The sequence below is a fragment of the Citricoccus nitrophenolicus genome (genome assembly GCF_047305825.1).
Classification (GTDB): domain Bacteria; phylum Actinomycetota; class Actinomycetes; order Actinomycetales; family Micrococcaceae; genus Citricoccus; species Citricoccus nitrophenolicus.
The window spans coordinates 2,062,375-2,076,269 of record NZ_CP063070.1 but is presented as its reverse complement, the minus strand read 5'-3'; the positions used below and the strand labels follow the sequence as shown (position 1 = coordinate 2,076,269).

Sequence of the window (13,895 nt, the reverse complement as noted above, 5' to 3'; positions counted from 1 at the left end):
GTGCAGTGCCATGCATCCAGCCTAACCTGAGGCCATGCCCACCCCTCCAGCCCAGACGCCGGAAGAGCAGCCCCGCCGCCGGCTCTCCACCGACGTCCTGGTGGTCGGTGCCGGCCCCACGGGGTTGATGGCCGGGGCGTGGTGCGCCGCGCTGGGCGTGCAGGCGCTCGTGGTGGACGGCAAGTCCGGACCCACGCGAGAATCCCGCGCCCTGGGACTGCACTCCCGCTCCCTCGAGATCTACCGCCAGCTGGGCCTGGCGCAGGAGGTGCTGGCCCGGGCGACTCCCGGGGACACCGTCAGCCCCGGCTACCGCCACCGCACGCTGGGCACCGTGCCCCTGGGTCAGCTCGGCCGCACCCTGACGCCCTTCCCCGGGATCACCGTCTTGGAGCAGAGCGCCAACGAGCAGCTGCTGGCGGAATACCTCCAGGCACGACGCCGGCCGGTCGCCTGGGGCACCTCGTTCCGGAGGTTCTCCGAGGCGGCGACGACCAGCCACCGTCCCGTCACGGTGGACCTCGACTCCCCCGAGGGTCCCGTGCAGGTCACCGCCCGGTACGTGGTGGCCGCGGACGGGGCCTCCTCTCCGGTCCGCAACGCCCTGGGCATCGGGTTCGAGGGGGCCACCCATCACTTCGAGTTCTACGTGCTGGACGCCCACGGTGTCACCGGCACGGAACGCGGGATCACGCTGCGGTTCTCCCGCGAGCAATTCATGCTGGCCTTCCCGATGGGCAGCGACGGCCGCAGCGGGGCACGCGCCCGCCTTCTGGGCATCCTGCGCGCCGAGGACCGCGCCGGCACCGCCCCGGGGGGCGCCGACGCCCATGATGAGGCGCGCGCCCGTGAGTCCCTCGCCGACGAGTTCGGGGTGCACTACGCCGGCACGGACTGGTACAGCACCTACCGCGTGCACCACCGGGTGGCGGCGGCCTTCCGCTCGGGCTCCGTGTTCCTGGCAGGGGACGCCGCGCACATCCACTCCCCCGTGGGCGCCCAGGGAATGAACACGGGACTGCAGGATGCCCAGAACATCGTCACCAAGATCGCGGACGTCCTGACCGGCCGGGCCCCCGCAGAGAGCCTGGACCGTTATGAGGCCGAGCGCCGGCCCGTGGCCCTGAACCTGGTCCGGACCACGGACGTGGTGTTCGGTGCCGTCACCTCCGCTGCCCTCGGGGCCCGCTTCCTGCGGACAGTGGCCTTCCCCGCTCTCGCCCCGTGGGCGCTCCGGCTGGTGCCCCGTTCCCCGGCGGGCGGGCGGTTGTTCGGTTACCTCTCCCAGATCCGCATCCACTATTGGATGCCCGGAACGGAGGCCCTGCAGGCTGACGGAGGGTGCCGCCGCCGTGGCCGGGTGCTGGGCCGCCGCCTCCCCTGGGTTCCCGACGCCGGCCACGCCGATCCGCTCTCCGGTGCGGTTCCCGGCGTGGACGGGCCCGCGGACAACCACGAGGCGCTCGACGCGGCCCGCTGGCAGGTGCACGCCTACGGACCGGCTGCCGCCGAAATCGCGCGCGAGCTGGCCGAACGCCACCGGGAGAAGGCCGCGGGACCGGACGGGCCGGCGTCGGGCCTACCGGTCCTGAGATTCCGCGCAGCACCGGAGGCGGGACTGCCGAACGGCACGGCCCTACTGGTCCGCCCGGACGGCTTCGTGGCGGCGCTGGAGCCCGCCGCCTGAGCCGGGTCCCGCTTCAGTCCTCGATGAGGTCGCGCACCTGGACCACCTGGTCACGGCCGGGACCCACACCGATCGCGGAGATCCGCGTCCCGGACATCCGCTCCAGGGTCAGGACGTACTCGCGGGCGTTGACCGGCAGGTCCTCCAGGGTGCGGGCGCCGGAGATGTCCTCGGTCCACCCCTCGAAGTACTCGAAGATGGGCTGGGCGTGGTGGAACGCCGTCTGGGTCATGGGCATCTCGTCATGCCGCACGCCGTCCACGTCATAGGCCACACACACGGGGATCTGTTCGATCCCGGTGAGCACGTCCAGCTTGGTGAGGAAGTAGTCCGTGAAGCCGTTGATGCGGGTGGCGTAGCGGGCCATCACCGCGTCATACCAGCCGGTGCGGCGCGGGCGGCCGGTGTTCACGCCGAACTCGCCACCCACAGTGCGCAGCCGCGTGCCCATGCCGTCCTCGTCGAACAGCTCGGTGGGGAACGGTCCGGCGCCCACGCGGGTGGTGTACGCCTTGACGATCCCGATGGTGCGGGTGAAGCGGGTGGGTCCGATCCCGGCGCCCACGGAGGCGCCGCCGGCGGTCGGATTGGAGGAGGTCACAAAGGGGTAGGTGCCGTGGTCCACGTCCAGGTAGGTGGCCTGGCCGCCCTCCATGAGCACCACCTGGCCCTCGTCCAGGGCGTCATTGAGCAGGATGGTGGAGTCCACCACCATGGGGCGCAGACGCTCGGCGTAGGACAGGAAGTACTCGGCGATCTCGTCCACCGTGATGGCGCGGCGGTTGTAGAGCTTGACCAGCAGCTCGTTCTTCTGCCGCAGGGCACCCTCGATCTTCTGGCGCAGGATGGACTCGTCGAAGATGTCCTGGACGCGGATGCCGAGGCGGCCGGCCTTGTCCATGTAGGTGGGGCCGATGCCTCGGCCCGTGGTGCCGATGGCGCGCTTGCCCAGGAACCGCTCGGAGACCTTGTCCATGGTCTGGTGGTATGGGGCCACGAGGTGCGCATTGGCGGAGATCTTCAGGTGGTCGCAGCGCTGGCCGCGGGCCTCCAGACCGTCGATCTCCTCGAAGAGCGCCTCGAGGTTGACCACCACGCCGTTGCCGATCACCGGCGTGGCGTTGGGGGACAGGATGCCGGCGGGCAGGAGCTTGAGTTCGAACTTCTCGCCGCCGACCACCACGGTGTGCCCGGCGTTGTTCCCGCCGTTGGGCTTGACCACGTAGTCAACGCGGCCTCCCAGCAGGTCGGTGGCCTTGCCCTTGCCCTCGTCGCCCCACTGGGCGCCGACGATCGCGATTGCTGGCATCAGTGCATCTCTCCCCGTACGCCGGTACCGCGCCTCTGGGGGGTGGCGCCGTCCGGCCCTCGACATGGAAAACGCCCCCGATGACCGATCCGACGGTTCACTGCCGTGCGGTGCATCACACGAGGGCCTTACAACCGGAGTTTACCAGTCGGGACTCACGGAGCCTTCTCGGCGTAGTCCCGCAGCGACTCGAGTTGACCGGCCTCGGCCTCGGCGAGGGCCGCCGCCAGCCCCAGCGCCTCCTCGGACAGGGACTCCTCCGCGCGCACGGCCACCCGCAGCCCGACCCTGGTCCACGCGGCGTCCGGCACCAGCAGGTAGCCGTACTCCACGCGCAGGTCGTCCTCCGGCGCGCCGGAGACCATGGTCAGTCCGCGGCCGGGATCCAGGGTGGACAGCGTGTAGCGACGGGAGTGACCCCCGGAGGAGTAGGCCAACTCCTGCCCTGGCCCGGAGGCCCCATTGACGTGCATCTCCTCGATCCCCGGCAACCAGGCGGGCGCGGCAGCCCAGTCGGTCAGCAATTCCCAGACCCGCCCGGGGGGCAGGTGGATCACGATCTCGTCCTCGAGTGCCGCAAGAGTCTGCATGGTTGGCATCCTTGCTGCTTGCCGCGCCGGTGTTAAGGGTGAAACGCCGCCGAGTTCCGTGGACCGCGGGGCATTCCGGCCTATTGTGGGGCCCATCACATTCGCCACGGCCCGTGCCCGGCGATCCGAGCACCCGGACCGCCGCACCCCCGCACCGCACGGCGCCGGCCCGCACCACCTCAGGAGAGGGCACCATGTCCCGTTCGCCCGGCACGGTCCAGACCCCAGCACGCAAGGAGGGCACCCCGCTCTCCCGCGCCATGCGCCCGATCAACCACGTGGTGGAACGGTTCATCCCGTCCGCCCTGGTGTTCTCGATCGTCCTGACCTTCATCGTGGCCATCCTGGCCCTCATCCTCACAGACACCGGACCCGGCGACCTGGTCCTGTCCTGGGGGGACGGGCTCGCCGGGTTGCTGGCCTTCATGACCCAGATGGCACTGATCCTGCTGCTGGGCCACATCCTCGCGAACACCGGTCCGGTCCGGAAGCTGCTGGCCTTCCTGGGGCGCGTACCCACCACGCCGCTGTTCGCCTACGTCTTCGTCTTCGTGGTGGCTGCCATGGCCTCCCTCATCACCTGGGGTCTGGGGCTCGTGGTCGGCGGGCTGCTCGCCCGCGAGGTGGCCTACCAGGGACGTGAGCGTGGCCTGAAGCTGCACTTCCCCATGCTAGTGGCCGCCGGGTTCGCCGGGTTCGTGGTCTGGCACATGGGCTACTCGGCCTCCGGCCCCCTGACGGCGGCGACCGAGGGCTCCTTCCTCATGGAGCCCCTCGGCGGCCAGCCTCTGCCGATCACCGAGACCGTGTTCTCCTCGTGGAACATGGTCGCCGCAGTGGTCACGGTCCTCGTGGTGGCCCTGGCGCTGTTCCTGGTGGCCCCTCGCACCGGTGACCGGGTGACCGAACTGGCGGTTGACGCCCGCGAGGCGGCCGCGGACAGCCAGGAGGAGATCGTCACCCCGGCAGACCGCGTGGATGCCAGCCGGCTGCCGACCCTGCTGGTGGGACTGGCCCTGGTGGCCTATCTCGTCCTGCACTTCTCCCAGGGCGGCACGCTGACCCTGGACACCGTGAACTGGTCCTTCCTCGCGCTGATCCTGCTGCTGGTGCGCAACCCCTTCGAGCTGATCGCTCTGACCAAGGGCGCCGCCTCCAACGTGGGCGAGATCCTGCTGCAGTTCCCGCTCTACGCGGGCATCCTCGGCATGATGTCCGGGACCGGCCTGATCCAGGTCTTCTCCGATGCGTTCGTGTCCATCTCCAACCCGACGACCTTCGGGCTGCTGGCCTTCCTGTCCGCCGGCCTGGTGAACTTCTTCGTGCCCTCCGGCGGCGGCCAGTTCGCGGTGCAGGGGCCCCTCATGCTGGGGGCCGGTGCCGAACTCGGGGTGGACCCGGCCGTCACCATCATGGCCGTGTCCTACGGCGACCAGTGGACCAACATGATCCAGCCGTTCTGGGCCCTGCCGCTGCTGGCCATCGCTGGGCTGAAGATGCGGGACATCCTCGGCTACACCACTGTGGCGCTGGTCGCCTCCGGGCTGGTGCTCGCGGGCACGCTGCTGCTCGTGTCGCTCTGAGTTGCTCGCCACCCAGGCTCTGGGCACCAAGCCCTCCGGGCGCCCCTAGATCCCTGGTGGACGGTTCCGTAGGCGGTCGTCGAAGATCGGGAAAAGGTCGAAGGGCGTGGGGTTGGTGTCGAACTGGGTGCGGACCACCGGGGTCCGGGACAGCAGACCCCCCATGTGAAAAGGTCGTCCCGAATGAGCGCGGTTGGCCTGTCGCACCCGTTGGAACGCCTCCTCCGTCACCGAGAAGGCCAGCTGTTGCTTCCGGGGAGCCGCGAACTCGGCTGGTTCGATGCGCACATCGCGGATCTCGTCCCAGGCCAACGCCCAGCCCGGAGTGGAGACCCCCAGATCATCTATGGTCACGTGCTGTGGCCGCAGGGCCCCGTTGATGTAGTACCAGGCCCCGTACCCGGCGAACAGCACGCCCGGAACGGCCAGGATCCGGTAGAAGACCATCATCGGTGAGGGATCCACAAAGAATGAAGCGGGGATTCCGATGACGGCGCACACCATGAGCACGGTGAGGATGACGGCCATGACCGCGCCCATCCACCAACGTCCCACATTCACGGGGGCGGTCACCGGAAGCGGGTGCCCCCCCACCTTCGTCGCGGTCAAACTGGCCCTGCGAATCCTGCACGTTCACTGGGCACCCGCCCGGGCCACGTCCCGGAACAACCGTGACAGCGTTTCGTGGAGCACGAGGCCGGTCGTGGACTCCAGTCTGACGCGGTTCCCTCCGACGTCATTCAACGCGAGTAACGGCCCCCGCCGGTCGGGTTGATACCAAGACAATTGCGGCTGACCCTCCGGCAGGCTAACGGTCCAGTGCGTCCCCTGAGTGTCCACAATGCCTTCCATCACCGCACCACCAAACTCCACTGTCCAGTCCGAGCCGTTCCGGTCGTCGCCCCGCCCGAAGACGTCCCCCAGACCGGCCGGGGCTGAAGCCTTCAGGTCTGCGAACCAATCGGCTCGCAGCCCGCACCAGTCGAGCAACACCGTGGGCAGGTCAATCGTCAGGAGCGCACCCACCAGACGGGTTCCCTCCGGGTACGAATCAATCTCGCGGTCGGTCGGGAAGGGAAGGCCCAAAGAGACCAGGCAGTCCATGCCGTCAAGTCTGATCTCCCCGAATCGCTCGCCTTCGTGGCGCCTGCCGTGAAGGGTCAACGACGGCGGCCAACCCGACAGGTCCGCCCACACGTCTCCAATGTCGGTGAGTCGGTGTTTCGTGGCCAGCCCCGCCCGAACAAGTCCCTCATGGGGGGCCGGGGCAGAAGATCTCATGAGTCGCCCCCCCAGAGGACCCTCGCGACGATTCGACTAGCGACGTCCATGCCTCCGATTCCAGGGGCAGCGTTTCCGGAACTCCTCGCCCACGTTGCCTGGCGGCGAGTATCGGTGACACAAACTCCAGCCCCGGCACCTCGGGCACGGTTCCTGCTGCCGGGGACTGCTCCATCAGCGCGTCCATCATCTCCCGGTCAAGGAGGTCCTCAGCAATAACCGGTGTGATGTCCGCGCCCTGCTCCACCGTGGTCCTGACGCTCTGGGCGGTGCGTTGTCCAAGCTCCATCAGCTCCGGCATGGGTGTGGCCGGGCCCCTGACAGTGACCTCGAGGACTGTGGCGCCATTCCCGATGTGCCACCGGCTGGAGATGAACGGTCGGCCCGCCGTCGAGCCGGACATCACGTGGGCTCGCCCCGGCAACCCCTCGCTGGACATCATGGGTGCGACCGCCAGCAAGACCGTACCCGGCACCGCGTCTGAATCGCCCTGGGTCTGATGGAGACTCGTTCTATTGGATTCCGACCAAGGTGTGGTCGGTCCACTTCGTAGCATAAAGCGTTTCCTCGAACTCTGTTGGCGGCACGTCATTCAGGTAGCCGTGCAGGCGGGTGTTGTTGTGCCAGTGGACCCAGCTGAGGGTGGCGAGCTCGACGTCCTCGACGGTCTTCCATGGTCGGCCCTCGCGGGCCGGGCCGCGGATCAGTTCGGCCTTGTAGTAGCCGTTCACGGTCTCGGCCAGGGCGTTGTCATAGCTGTCTCCCACGGTGCCGATCGAGGGCACCGCCCCGATCTCAGCCAGCCGCTCCCCGTAGCGAATCGATGTGAATTGCGACCCGGCATCGCTGTGGCAGCGCAAGCCGGCCAGTGTGGTGCCCCGGGACCAGCGGGCCATCTCTATCGCATCCAGCACCATCGAGGTCCGCATGTGCGAGGCGACCCGCCAGCCGACAATCGCGCGCGAGCAGGCGTCGATGATGAAGCACACGTAGGCGACGCCGACCCAGGTCGGCACATAGGTCAGGTCGGTGACCCACAGCTGGTTTGGCGTCTCGGCGGTGAACTGTCGGCCCACCAGGTCAGGGTGACGGGGCGCTTCAGGAGCCGGACGGGTGGTCCGTACCCTCTTGGTTCGTCGCACTCCTTCGATTCCTTCGGCCCGCATGAGTCGGGCGACCTGATCCCGTCCGATCTGGTGGCCGGCGCGCTGGGCGGCCTTCCAGATCTTCCGAGCCCCGTAGACCCGGTAGTTCTCCTCCCACAGCTGCCGCACGATCGGGGACATCACCGCATCCCGTTTCGATCGCACGGAGGGTGCACGGGACTTCGCGGAGTAGTACGTGCTCGGAGCCACCTGCACTCCTGCTTCGCGCAGCGCGGTACAGATGGGCTCGACTCCGAGCTTGTGGCCATCGAAGAACTCGTGCCGATGGGCGTCGATGAAGGCGACTATCTCTTGTGTTGGCTCATCGAGCACCGCCGGAGAAGAAAGAAGCCGCCCTCTTGAGAATCTCGTTGGCGCGGCGCAACTCGCGATTCTCCTGCTCCAAAGCCAGCATTCTCGCGGCCTCATCGGTGGTGACGCCCGGGGTATGGCCCTCAACGACGTCGGCCTGCTTGACCCAGGTCCGCACCGACTCCGTCCCGTAACCGAGTTGTTCGGCCACCCGCTTCACGGTGCCCTGAGTGGTCCCCAGCTCAGCGCGCAGGGTACGGACCATGCGCACCGCCGCGGCCTTCTCCTCCGCGCTGTACCGACGCGTGGTCGGCTGATCCTGCGAGATGTTCTTCGGCATAACCCCATCCTCGTTTCCAAGGTCAGGAGTCTCCAAGAAACCCAGGGCGATTCATACGGAATCCATCTCAAGCTCCGACTCGGGTCGGTGGATCGAGGCTTAACTACCCAGCATTGCATCTAGACGAGCAAGGATTGAATGTCTTCGGCGGCTGTCTGAAGCATGGTGCCAAGTTCTGTGCGGAGTTGCTCAGTCATGCGGTGGGCTGGAACCGAGACGTTGATGCCGTAGTATTTTCCGCTCGGGCTTGTGACGGCGACGGCCACTGACATGACACCATCTTCACTTTCTTCTCGGCTTGTTGAGTAGCCGATGTCGCGGATCGTTTGCAGCGCATTTTCCAAGTCGGTGCGGGAGATGATGGAGCCTTTGGTGAGACCAGGGAGCTTAGCCTCCGGGTACAGGGCGTGCAGTTGGTCCGTGGTGAGCAAACTCAGCATTGCTTTACCCGTGGCCGTGCAGTTGGCGGGTAGCGTCGCTCCTTGACGTGAGGCGACGCGGACGGCGCGTTGACTCTCTACGGCTTCGAGGAAGTGGGTGTTTGATCCCTCGAGCGTGGCGAAATGCACTGTTTCTCCTGTGGCTTTGAAAAGCCGCTCCATCGCGGGACGGACCAGGGTGCCGACGTCGACTTGCCGCCGTATGGCGAAAGCGATGGAGCTGAGTGCTTGTCCGGGTTCGTATGCCTTGGTTTCAGGGTTCTGCCTTACGAAGCCGCGGTAGAGCAGCATGCCCAGGAGGCGATGGGCTGTCGATGATGCCACGCTAAGGTACTTGCTGGCATCGGTCAGACGGATGCTCGGTCGGGTTTCGAACAGCAACAACAACCGGAGGGCATTGTCAACGGATTCAATGGGGTACTGCGGAGGGGGCCCATACCTGGAGACCTCGACCGCCTGTGGTGTGGTCATGAGCCTAATGGTACTGAGAGGCTCGACTGGTCCGGCCGCGGCGTGGGTGCTCACCGGTGTTTGCCCAGTCGTGCGAGTTCGTGTCTCCAAGCGGTGTCGGTGTTGAATGTTCCTCCCAGGTCGGGGAGTTCGACCATATCGGCGTCGGGCAGGTCGATAAGTTGGCCGCCTGCTGTGGCCACTTGCAGTGCCATTCCCGCCAGGCCATCCACGCTGATCGCTTGCAGCACCGCCTGCTCGACGGTTGCGGCCGCACTCGTGAGGCCGTGCCCACGTAGTACGACAACGGGTTTGGCGCCCATGACATCAGCCATTTCCTCCGCCAGCCTGCGGTTCCGAATGAGTACCCCGCGGGGGTAGACGGGCACTCCGTTCGCTGCGAGGTGGGTGCCGGGGATGTCGTAGGCACCCACGATGGGCCGTACCGCGAGTCCGGCGAGGTCTGCCGCGACCACTCTCGGGGGGTGAGCGTGCACGACAGCTCGGATGTCCGGGCGGCGACGCAGGAGTTCGGTGTGCAAAGGCAGTTCGTTGGGGACCGCGTATCCACCGGCGAGTTCTCCTTCGGCGGCGGGATTGCCGTCGAGGTCCACCATGCGGATGTCTTCGGCCTGCGTGTACGCCAGGCCGCGTTCGCGGGGGCCTCGGCAACGCACCAGCAATGTGTCGTCGGTGATCCGGAGACTGATGTGACCCAGGATTCCGTCGGCCAGGCCTCGGTGCGCCAAGACCCGGCACGCAATAGCAATGGACTCGCGCGCGGCATTCTCGGCCCGCAGCAGGGGGCTCTCCGGTGTCATGGTGATCCTGTTGGTTGGAGCTGGGGCTCTAGTTTGCCACGCAACTCCTGCACTGTCGTGCCCTTGGCCATGCCCAGTCGGCAGGCGAGGAGGGCTTTGGGCCAGTTCACGATGGCTGCTCCGCGGAGCGTCGTACCGTCTGCTGTGTACAGGGCAACGAATCGGCCGTCGACGCGTGGATGCCCGAGAATGACACTGTCGACATCGCCGCCGACGCGTCCGACGACTTGGATTTTCCAGTCGTGCTGGTCGCTCCACACGTACTCAATGGGCATATAGGCGCGCGGTATGTCGGGATGGGTGATGTTGTAGGCTACGCACGCGGCTTGGTCGACCGCGTTGGTCCAGTGCTCGATCCTGATGTCCTCACCGTGGCCCTGGTGGCGCCAACGCGCTACGTCTCCAACCGCGTAGACGTTAGGTGCGTCCACGGCTCGGCAATACTCATTGAGGACAATTCCGTTGTCCACCAGCAGTCCGGACGAGTTGGCCCAGGCATCGTTGGGAATCACCCCGATGCCGACCAGCACAGTGGATGCCTGGACGTTTTCACCATTGGTCAGTTTGATGTCAAAACTGCCCTGCTCGCCCCCGATGGATTCAACACCAAGGCCAAACATTGTCGTAACACCGTTGTCACGGTGCAGGTCGCCGAACCAGTGGCCAATCTCCGGGTTGAAGATGCGGCTCATTGGGACCGGAAGCGGGTCGATGATGGTGACCTCGAGTCCGAGGGCCCGCGCCGTAGCCGCCGCTTCGGCGCCGATGAAGCCGGCTCCGATCACAGCAAGCGTCCCGCCCTGGAGGAGGTCGCTGCGCAGTCCGCGGACATCGTCCAGGGTGCGCAGAACGTGCATTCCTTTCCGTTGTCCCCAGGGCGATGGGCGGGGGGACGCTCCGGTGGCGATGACGAGGTGGTCATAGCGCAGGGGTTCGTGTCCGTCGAGTTTCAATCGGTTCTCGGCGATGTCCAGGCTTACGGCACGGTGACCCAGGAGGAGCCGGATACCGTCGGCTTCGGCCTGTTCCTCCGTCAGAAGACGAATGGAGTCTTCCCCGGCAGTGCCGACTAAGACTGATTTGGACAGCGGAGGCTTGTCGTAGGGGAGCTCTGTCTCCTCACCGACAATGACGATCTCACCCTCGTATCCCTCCAACCGTAGGGCCTGGGCGGTCCGTACACCGCCGATGGATGACCCGACGATGACGGTGCCGGGGCTCATTCGTCCACCACCTCGAGTGCGGAAACCGGGCAACTGCGTGCGGCTTCGGTGACGTGGGCGCGGTCGGCCTCGGGCACTTCGGCCTTGAGCACGACAACGATTCCGTCGTCGTCAAGGTCGAAGTAGTCGGGTGCCCCGACGACGCAGTTTGCGTACCCCTGGCAGGCCTGAAGATCGGCTTTTACTACAGGCATGGTCACACTCCTTGGTTGCGGCGATGGTGCTCTGATGGTCGAGATGCTTCTAGTCGTCCTCTGTCACGAGCGGACCAAAGGGATGTCCGATCATGGCCGAGAATGTGGCAGGGGTCTGCCAGGTTAGAGACTCCAGCTCAAGAGGACATAAGGTGATCCACTGGCCCGAACGAGGGGACTTGATCATCAATCGGGACCCGTTGCGGGTCTCCACGCGGGTGACATGGATCTCAGAGAATTCGTTGGCGATCACGATCGGCGTTCCGGTGACGTGGGCTTCGAGTCGGAGACGCTCCTCTGTCGCCTGGATGGCGGCGAGGCGGTCTTCTTCTTCGCCTTCCCATTCGAGTTTCACAGGAAGATTGCCAGGTTCTGCATTCGGATGACCGACTCATCGACCATGATGGTTCGCCGGGCAAGCTCCCAACCGGCGTCGATCCGGCGCAGGAGATCCTCGCGTCCGGCGGACACGGTGGCTGCCTCCCCGACATCCCCACGGCTGCGGAACAAAAGGACCGCGGAGTCCACCACGATTTCATTGGGGTTGGGGGTGCGAAAGGTTCGGACGTTGGTGATGTAGTGCCTCAGACGCGATGGCGGATCCTCAGTCCAAGCGTGTTCGGTATCGAATCGGGCGACCCGACGGCTGAGGGAGTATTTGTTCTCGTCCCAGTGAGCCATGCCAGGTGAGGTCGTATAGCCGGCGCCGAGGGCAGTGGTAACGCGAACCGGCATGATGTAGTGCACGTCCTCGGCCATCCGGGAGAGCCAATCGTCATAGTTCTGAGCATCCAGAAGGTAGGCCTCATCGACCAGCCAGCGATGTGCCTCCAAATGGAGTTCATCATTAAAGGGGAGGCTTTGCCCTGTGCGCTTGGTACGTGGTGCGTGTGCGCCCAGTGCTGATTGTTCCGAGAGTGTCAGGCCCTCTTGCTCGTGCGATGTTCCAACAGCCATTGCTAGGCCTCCTGGGAAGTGATTTCTGCAGGCACCGTTCCCGCGGTGGCACTGGCAGGGCGGACGGGGTCTGACCCGTTGGCCGGGGATGCTTGGACATGGTCGCTTCCGACCTGCACCTGCGCTGCGGCCTCTATCGGGCGTTCGAGGTGCTCTGCCCACCGGATCAACATCTCACGCTGGTTGTATTCGCTGTACCCGACCCGCGTCGAGCCAGGGCCTGAGTACTCTTCTGCGGTCAGCGGCTCCACGATATTTTCGCCGTTCTCCAACATGCCCATCCGGCTATTGAGCAACAGCCGGCGTGCCATCGAACCCGCGGCGGTGTTGGTCAGGGAGACCCAGTTTTCGACGTCGTCCTGTTCGAACATGCCGCCGCTGCCGAAGCACATCAGATATGCCTTATAGGAAAGGGCCTTGTACTCTTCCGAGGCGTTCTTGTCGACGGCGAACCAGGACAGGACTTCTGTCTCGTTCTCGCTGATCGGCTGCCACACGCGAATGGAGATGAAGGGAAGTACCTCGTCGGAGTCTTCTTCTACGCGCGGCCAGTTGTGCACGAGGCTCATGTTCGGGAACAGCGAGGCCGCTGAGACCATAAAGCCGTCCTTGCCGACCACGTCCATTTGCTGCTGGGTCCACTCCTGTTTCATCCGGGTGATCATCTCGTCCGGGTAACCGACGTATCGCAGCCGGTCCTCCAAAGTTCCTTCGGGCAGCTTGTAGGTTGTCCCGCCGCCGTTGCCCGCCCAGTAGGTGGTGCCGTCCTTGCGCTTCTCGGCCTTGGGCTCACGGAAGAGACCGATCTCGACCACTGACGTGTGGGTTTGGGGCGTGTGGTACATGTCGCCGGCGAAGTTCTCCGCACCGATCTTCCAGTTCGCCTTGACCCTCCAGCGCTGCGGCCCTCGGAGCTCAATCCCGTCCGCGCTCTGCTTCGTGTAGTAGTCCAGATAGAATTTGAAATCCCCCAAGTAATCCTCGAGCGATTCGGCGTCGGGGTCCATACTGATGAAGATCAGGCCGTTGTACATCGCCAGAGAGGGTGCGGGGAGCAAGGTCTGGCCCTTCTTCTTGAATCCCTCCTCGCCTCCATAGGCCTCTTTGTGGAAGGGAAGCCCGACGATGCGTCCGTCGTTGCGGTACGACCAGCCGTGATAAGGGCAGCGGAAGTGCGACGCATTGCCCATCTCCGCCCGACAGACTTGCATGCCCCGATGAAGGCACATGTTGAACAGGGCCCGGACCTGGCCCTTCTCGTCCCGGGAAATGATGAAGGAGTCTTCGAGCACCCTGCGGACAACATAGTCGCCGGCCTCAGGGATCTCGGATTCATGGGCGACGAACAACCAGCTGCGGCTGAAGAGCCGCTCCTTCTCGAGCTCAAAGAGCTCCTTGTCGTTGTAGATGTGTGCGGGAACCATGCCCCGCCGCACGTCCTCCAGGACACCGCTGTGGTTTGCCATGGGAGAGCTCCTTGTCGAACAACATACGAGTCATCTGCAGAGCAGAGGATATTTCTTGTATAAAGAGGATGGCGCACGGTGTGATCTACGTCAAGTC

The 13,895-nt window shown here is 65.6% G+C and carries 15 protein-coding genes; 3 read left to right on the top strand and 12 right to left on the bottom strand.

Features of this window, described 5'->3' with window-relative positions; translation table 11 throughout:
• Nucleotides 1-34 precede the first annotated feature (34 nt).
• Nucleotides 35-1,687, top strand: a complete 1,653-nt coding sequence (locus tag IMT31_RS09625) for an FAD-dependent monooxygenase (protein WP_413542590.1) — start codon at nt 35-37, stop codon at nt 1,685-1,687.
• A 13-nt stretch (nt 1,688-1,700) separates the two neighbouring features.
• On the opposite strand, the gene IMT31_RS09620 is transcribed toward IMT31_RS09625, so the two are convergent.
• Together IMT31_RS09620 and IMT31_RS09615 are read right to left on the bottom strand one after the other, a co-directional pair.
• On the bottom strand, nt 1,701-2,996 hold the full coding sequence (locus tag IMT31_RS09620) for an adenylosuccinate synthase (RefSeq protein WP_345357870.1): 1,296 nt from the start codon (nt 2,994-2,996) through the stop codon (nt 1,701-1,703).
• A 155-nt stretch (nt 2,997-3,151) separates the two neighbouring features.
• Nucleotides 3,152-3,586 carry an SRPBCC family protein gene (locus IMT31_RS09615; protein WP_413542589.1) on the bottom strand — a complete coding sequence of 145 codons (435 nt, stop codon included), beginning with the start codon at nt 3,584-3,586 and terminating at the stop codon, nt 3,152-3,154.
• 260 nt (nt 3,587-3,846) lie between these two features.
• Here IMT31_RS09615 and IMT31_RS09610 point away from each other — a divergent pair, with 260 nt between their 5' ends.
• On the top strand, nt 3,847-5,169 hold the full coding sequence (locus tag IMT31_RS09610) for a short-chain fatty acid transporter (RefSeq protein WP_413544400.1): 1,323 nt from the start codon (nt 3,847-3,849) through the stop codon (nt 5,167-5,169).
• A 45-nt stretch (nt 5,170-5,214) separates the two neighbouring features.
• On the opposite strand, the gene IMT31_RS09605 is transcribed toward IMT31_RS09610, so the two are convergent.
• Entirely contained in the window at nt 5,215-5,697 is a 483-nt protein-coding gene (locus IMT31_RS09605) for a hypothetical protein (RefSeq protein WP_413542588.1), read from the bottom strand.
• A 105-nt stretch (nt 5,698-5,802) separates the two neighbouring features.
• Nucleotides 5,803-6,273, bottom strand: a complete 471-nt coding sequence (locus IMT31_RS09600) for a hypothetical protein (RefSeq protein WP_413542587.1) — start codon at nt 6,271-6,273, stop codon at nt 5,803-5,805.
• Nucleotides 6,274-6,821: 548 nt separating this feature from the next.
• Here IMT31_RS09600 and IMT31_RS09595 point away from each other — a divergent pair.
• Entirely contained in the window at nt 6,822-6,950 is a 129-nt protein-coding gene (locus IMT31_RS09595) for a hypothetical protein (protein ID WP_413542586.1), read from the top strand.
• A 12-nt stretch (nt 6,951-6,962) separates the two neighbouring features.
• Here IMT31_RS09595 and IMT31_RS09590 read toward each other — a convergent pair.
• The 8 genes from IMT31_RS09590 to IMT31_RS09555 all read right to left on the bottom strand — a co-directional run bounded on the left by IMT31_RS09590 (nt 6,963) and on the right by IMT31_RS09555 (nt 13,798).
• Nucleotides 6,963-8,247 (bottom strand): IS3 family transposase gene (locus tag IMT31_RS09590; protein WP_413542585.1). Its coding sequence is split into 2 segments (ribosomal slippage): nt 6,963-7,919 and nt 7,921-8,247, totalling 1,284 coding nucleotides; the frame shifts between segments, so codons are not numbered across the junction.
• A gap of 119 nt (nt 8,248-8,366) precedes the next feature.
• A complete protein-coding gene (locus IMT31_RS09585; protein WP_413542584.1) occupies nt 8,367-9,158 on the bottom strand; it encodes an IclR family transcriptional regulator in 792 nt (263 codons plus the stop codon).
• A gap of 50 nt (nt 9,159-9,208) precedes the next feature.
• Nucleotides 9,209-9,958: a class II aldolase/adducin family protein gene (locus tag IMT31_RS09580; RefSeq protein ID WP_413542583.1), complete on the bottom strand. Its 750-nt coding sequence runs from the start codon at nt 9,956-9,958 to the stop codon at nt 9,209-9,211.
• Complete coding sequence (locus IMT31_RS09575; protein WP_413542582.1) at nt 9,955-11,181, bottom strand: NAD(P)/FAD-dependent oxidoreductase; 1,227 nt, start codon at nt 11,179-11,181, stop codon at nt 9,955-9,957. Before IMT31_RS09575 ends, IMT31_RS09580 begins: the two co-directional genes overlap by 4 nt.
• Nucleotides 11,178-11,375: a ferredoxin gene (locus tag IMT31_RS09570; protein ID WP_413542581.1), complete on the bottom strand. Its 198-nt coding sequence runs from the start codon at nt 11,373-11,375 to the stop codon at nt 11,178-11,180. Before IMT31_RS09570 ends, IMT31_RS09575 begins: the two co-directional genes overlap by 4 nt.
• Before the next feature lie 49 nt (nt 11,376-11,424).
• A complete protein-coding gene (locus IMT31_RS09565) occupies nt 11,425-11,730 on the bottom strand; it encodes a hypothetical protein (protein WP_413542580.1) in 306 nt (101 codons plus the stop codon).
• Nucleotides 11,727-12,332 carry a 3-phenylpropionate/cinnamic acid dioxygenase subunit beta gene (locus IMT31_RS09560; protein WP_413542579.1) on the bottom strand — a complete coding sequence of 202 codons (606 nt, stop codon included), beginning with the start codon at nt 12,330-12,332 and terminating at the stop codon, nt 11,727-11,729. The genes IMT31_RS09565 and IMT31_RS09560 overlap by 4 nt, the downstream gene beginning before the upstream one ends.
• Nucleotides 12,333-12,334: 2 nt before the next feature.
• A complete protein-coding gene (locus tag IMT31_RS09555) occupies nt 12,335-13,798 on the bottom strand; it encodes a Rieske 2Fe-2S domain-containing protein (protein WP_413542578.1) in 1,464 nt (487 codons plus the stop codon).
• Nucleotides 13,799-13,895: the final 97 nt, after the last annotated feature.

Bases quoted from the DNA above. Each gene is read 5' to 3' on its own strand.
- IMT31_RS09620 (WP_345357870.1), bottom strand. From the start codon at position 2,996: ATGCCAGCAATCGCGATCGTCGGCGCCCAGTGGGGCGACGAGGGCAAG.
- IMT31_RS09560 (WP_413542579.1), bottom strand. From the start codon at position 12,332: ATGGCTGTTGGAACATCGCACGAGCAAGAGGGCCTGACACTCTCGGAA.
- IMT31_RS09605 (WP_413542588.1), bottom strand. From the start codon at position 5,697: ATGGCCGTCATCCTCACCGTGCTCATGGTGTGCGCCGTCATCGGAATC.
- IMT31_RS09555 (WP_413542578.1), bottom strand. From the start codon at position 13,798: ATGGCAAACCACAGCGGTGTCCTGGAGGACGTGCGGCGGGGCATGGTT.
- IMT31_RS09615 (WP_413542589.1), bottom strand. From the start codon at position 3,586: ATGCAGACTCTTGCGGCACTCGAGGACGAGATCGTGATCCACCTGCCC.
- IMT31_RS09625 (WP_413542590.1), top strand. From the start codon at position 35: ATGCCCACCCCTCCAGCCCAGACGCCGGAAGAGCAGCCCCGCCGCCGG.
- IMT31_RS09580 (WP_413542583.1), bottom strand. From the start codon at position 9,958: ATGACACCGGAGAGCCCCCTGCTGCGGGCCGAGAATGCCGCGCGCGAG.
- IMT31_RS09595 (WP_413542586.1), top strand. From the start codon at position 6,822: ATGAACGGTCGGCCCGCCGTCGAGCCGGACATCACGTGGGCTCGCCCC.
- IMT31_RS09585 (WP_413542584.1), bottom strand. From the start codon at position 9,158: ATGACCACACCACAGGCGGTCGAGGTCTCCAGGTATGGGCCCCCTCCG.
- IMT31_RS09570 (WP_413542581.1), bottom strand. From the start codon at position 11,375: ATGCCTGTAGTAAAAGCCGATCTTCAGGCCTGCCAGGGGTACGCAAAC.
- IMT31_RS09575 (WP_413542582.1), bottom strand. From the start codon at position 11,181: ATGAGCCCCGGCACCGTCATCGTCGGGTCATCCATCGGCGGTGTACGG.
- IMT31_RS09600 (WP_413542587.1), bottom strand. From the start codon at position 6,273: ATGGACTGCCTGGTCTCTTTGGGCCTTCCCTTCCCGACCGACCGCGAG.
- IMT31_RS09610 (WP_413544400.1), top strand. From the start codon at position 3,847: ATGCGCCCGATCAACCACGTGGTGGAACGGTTCATCCCGTCCGCCCTG.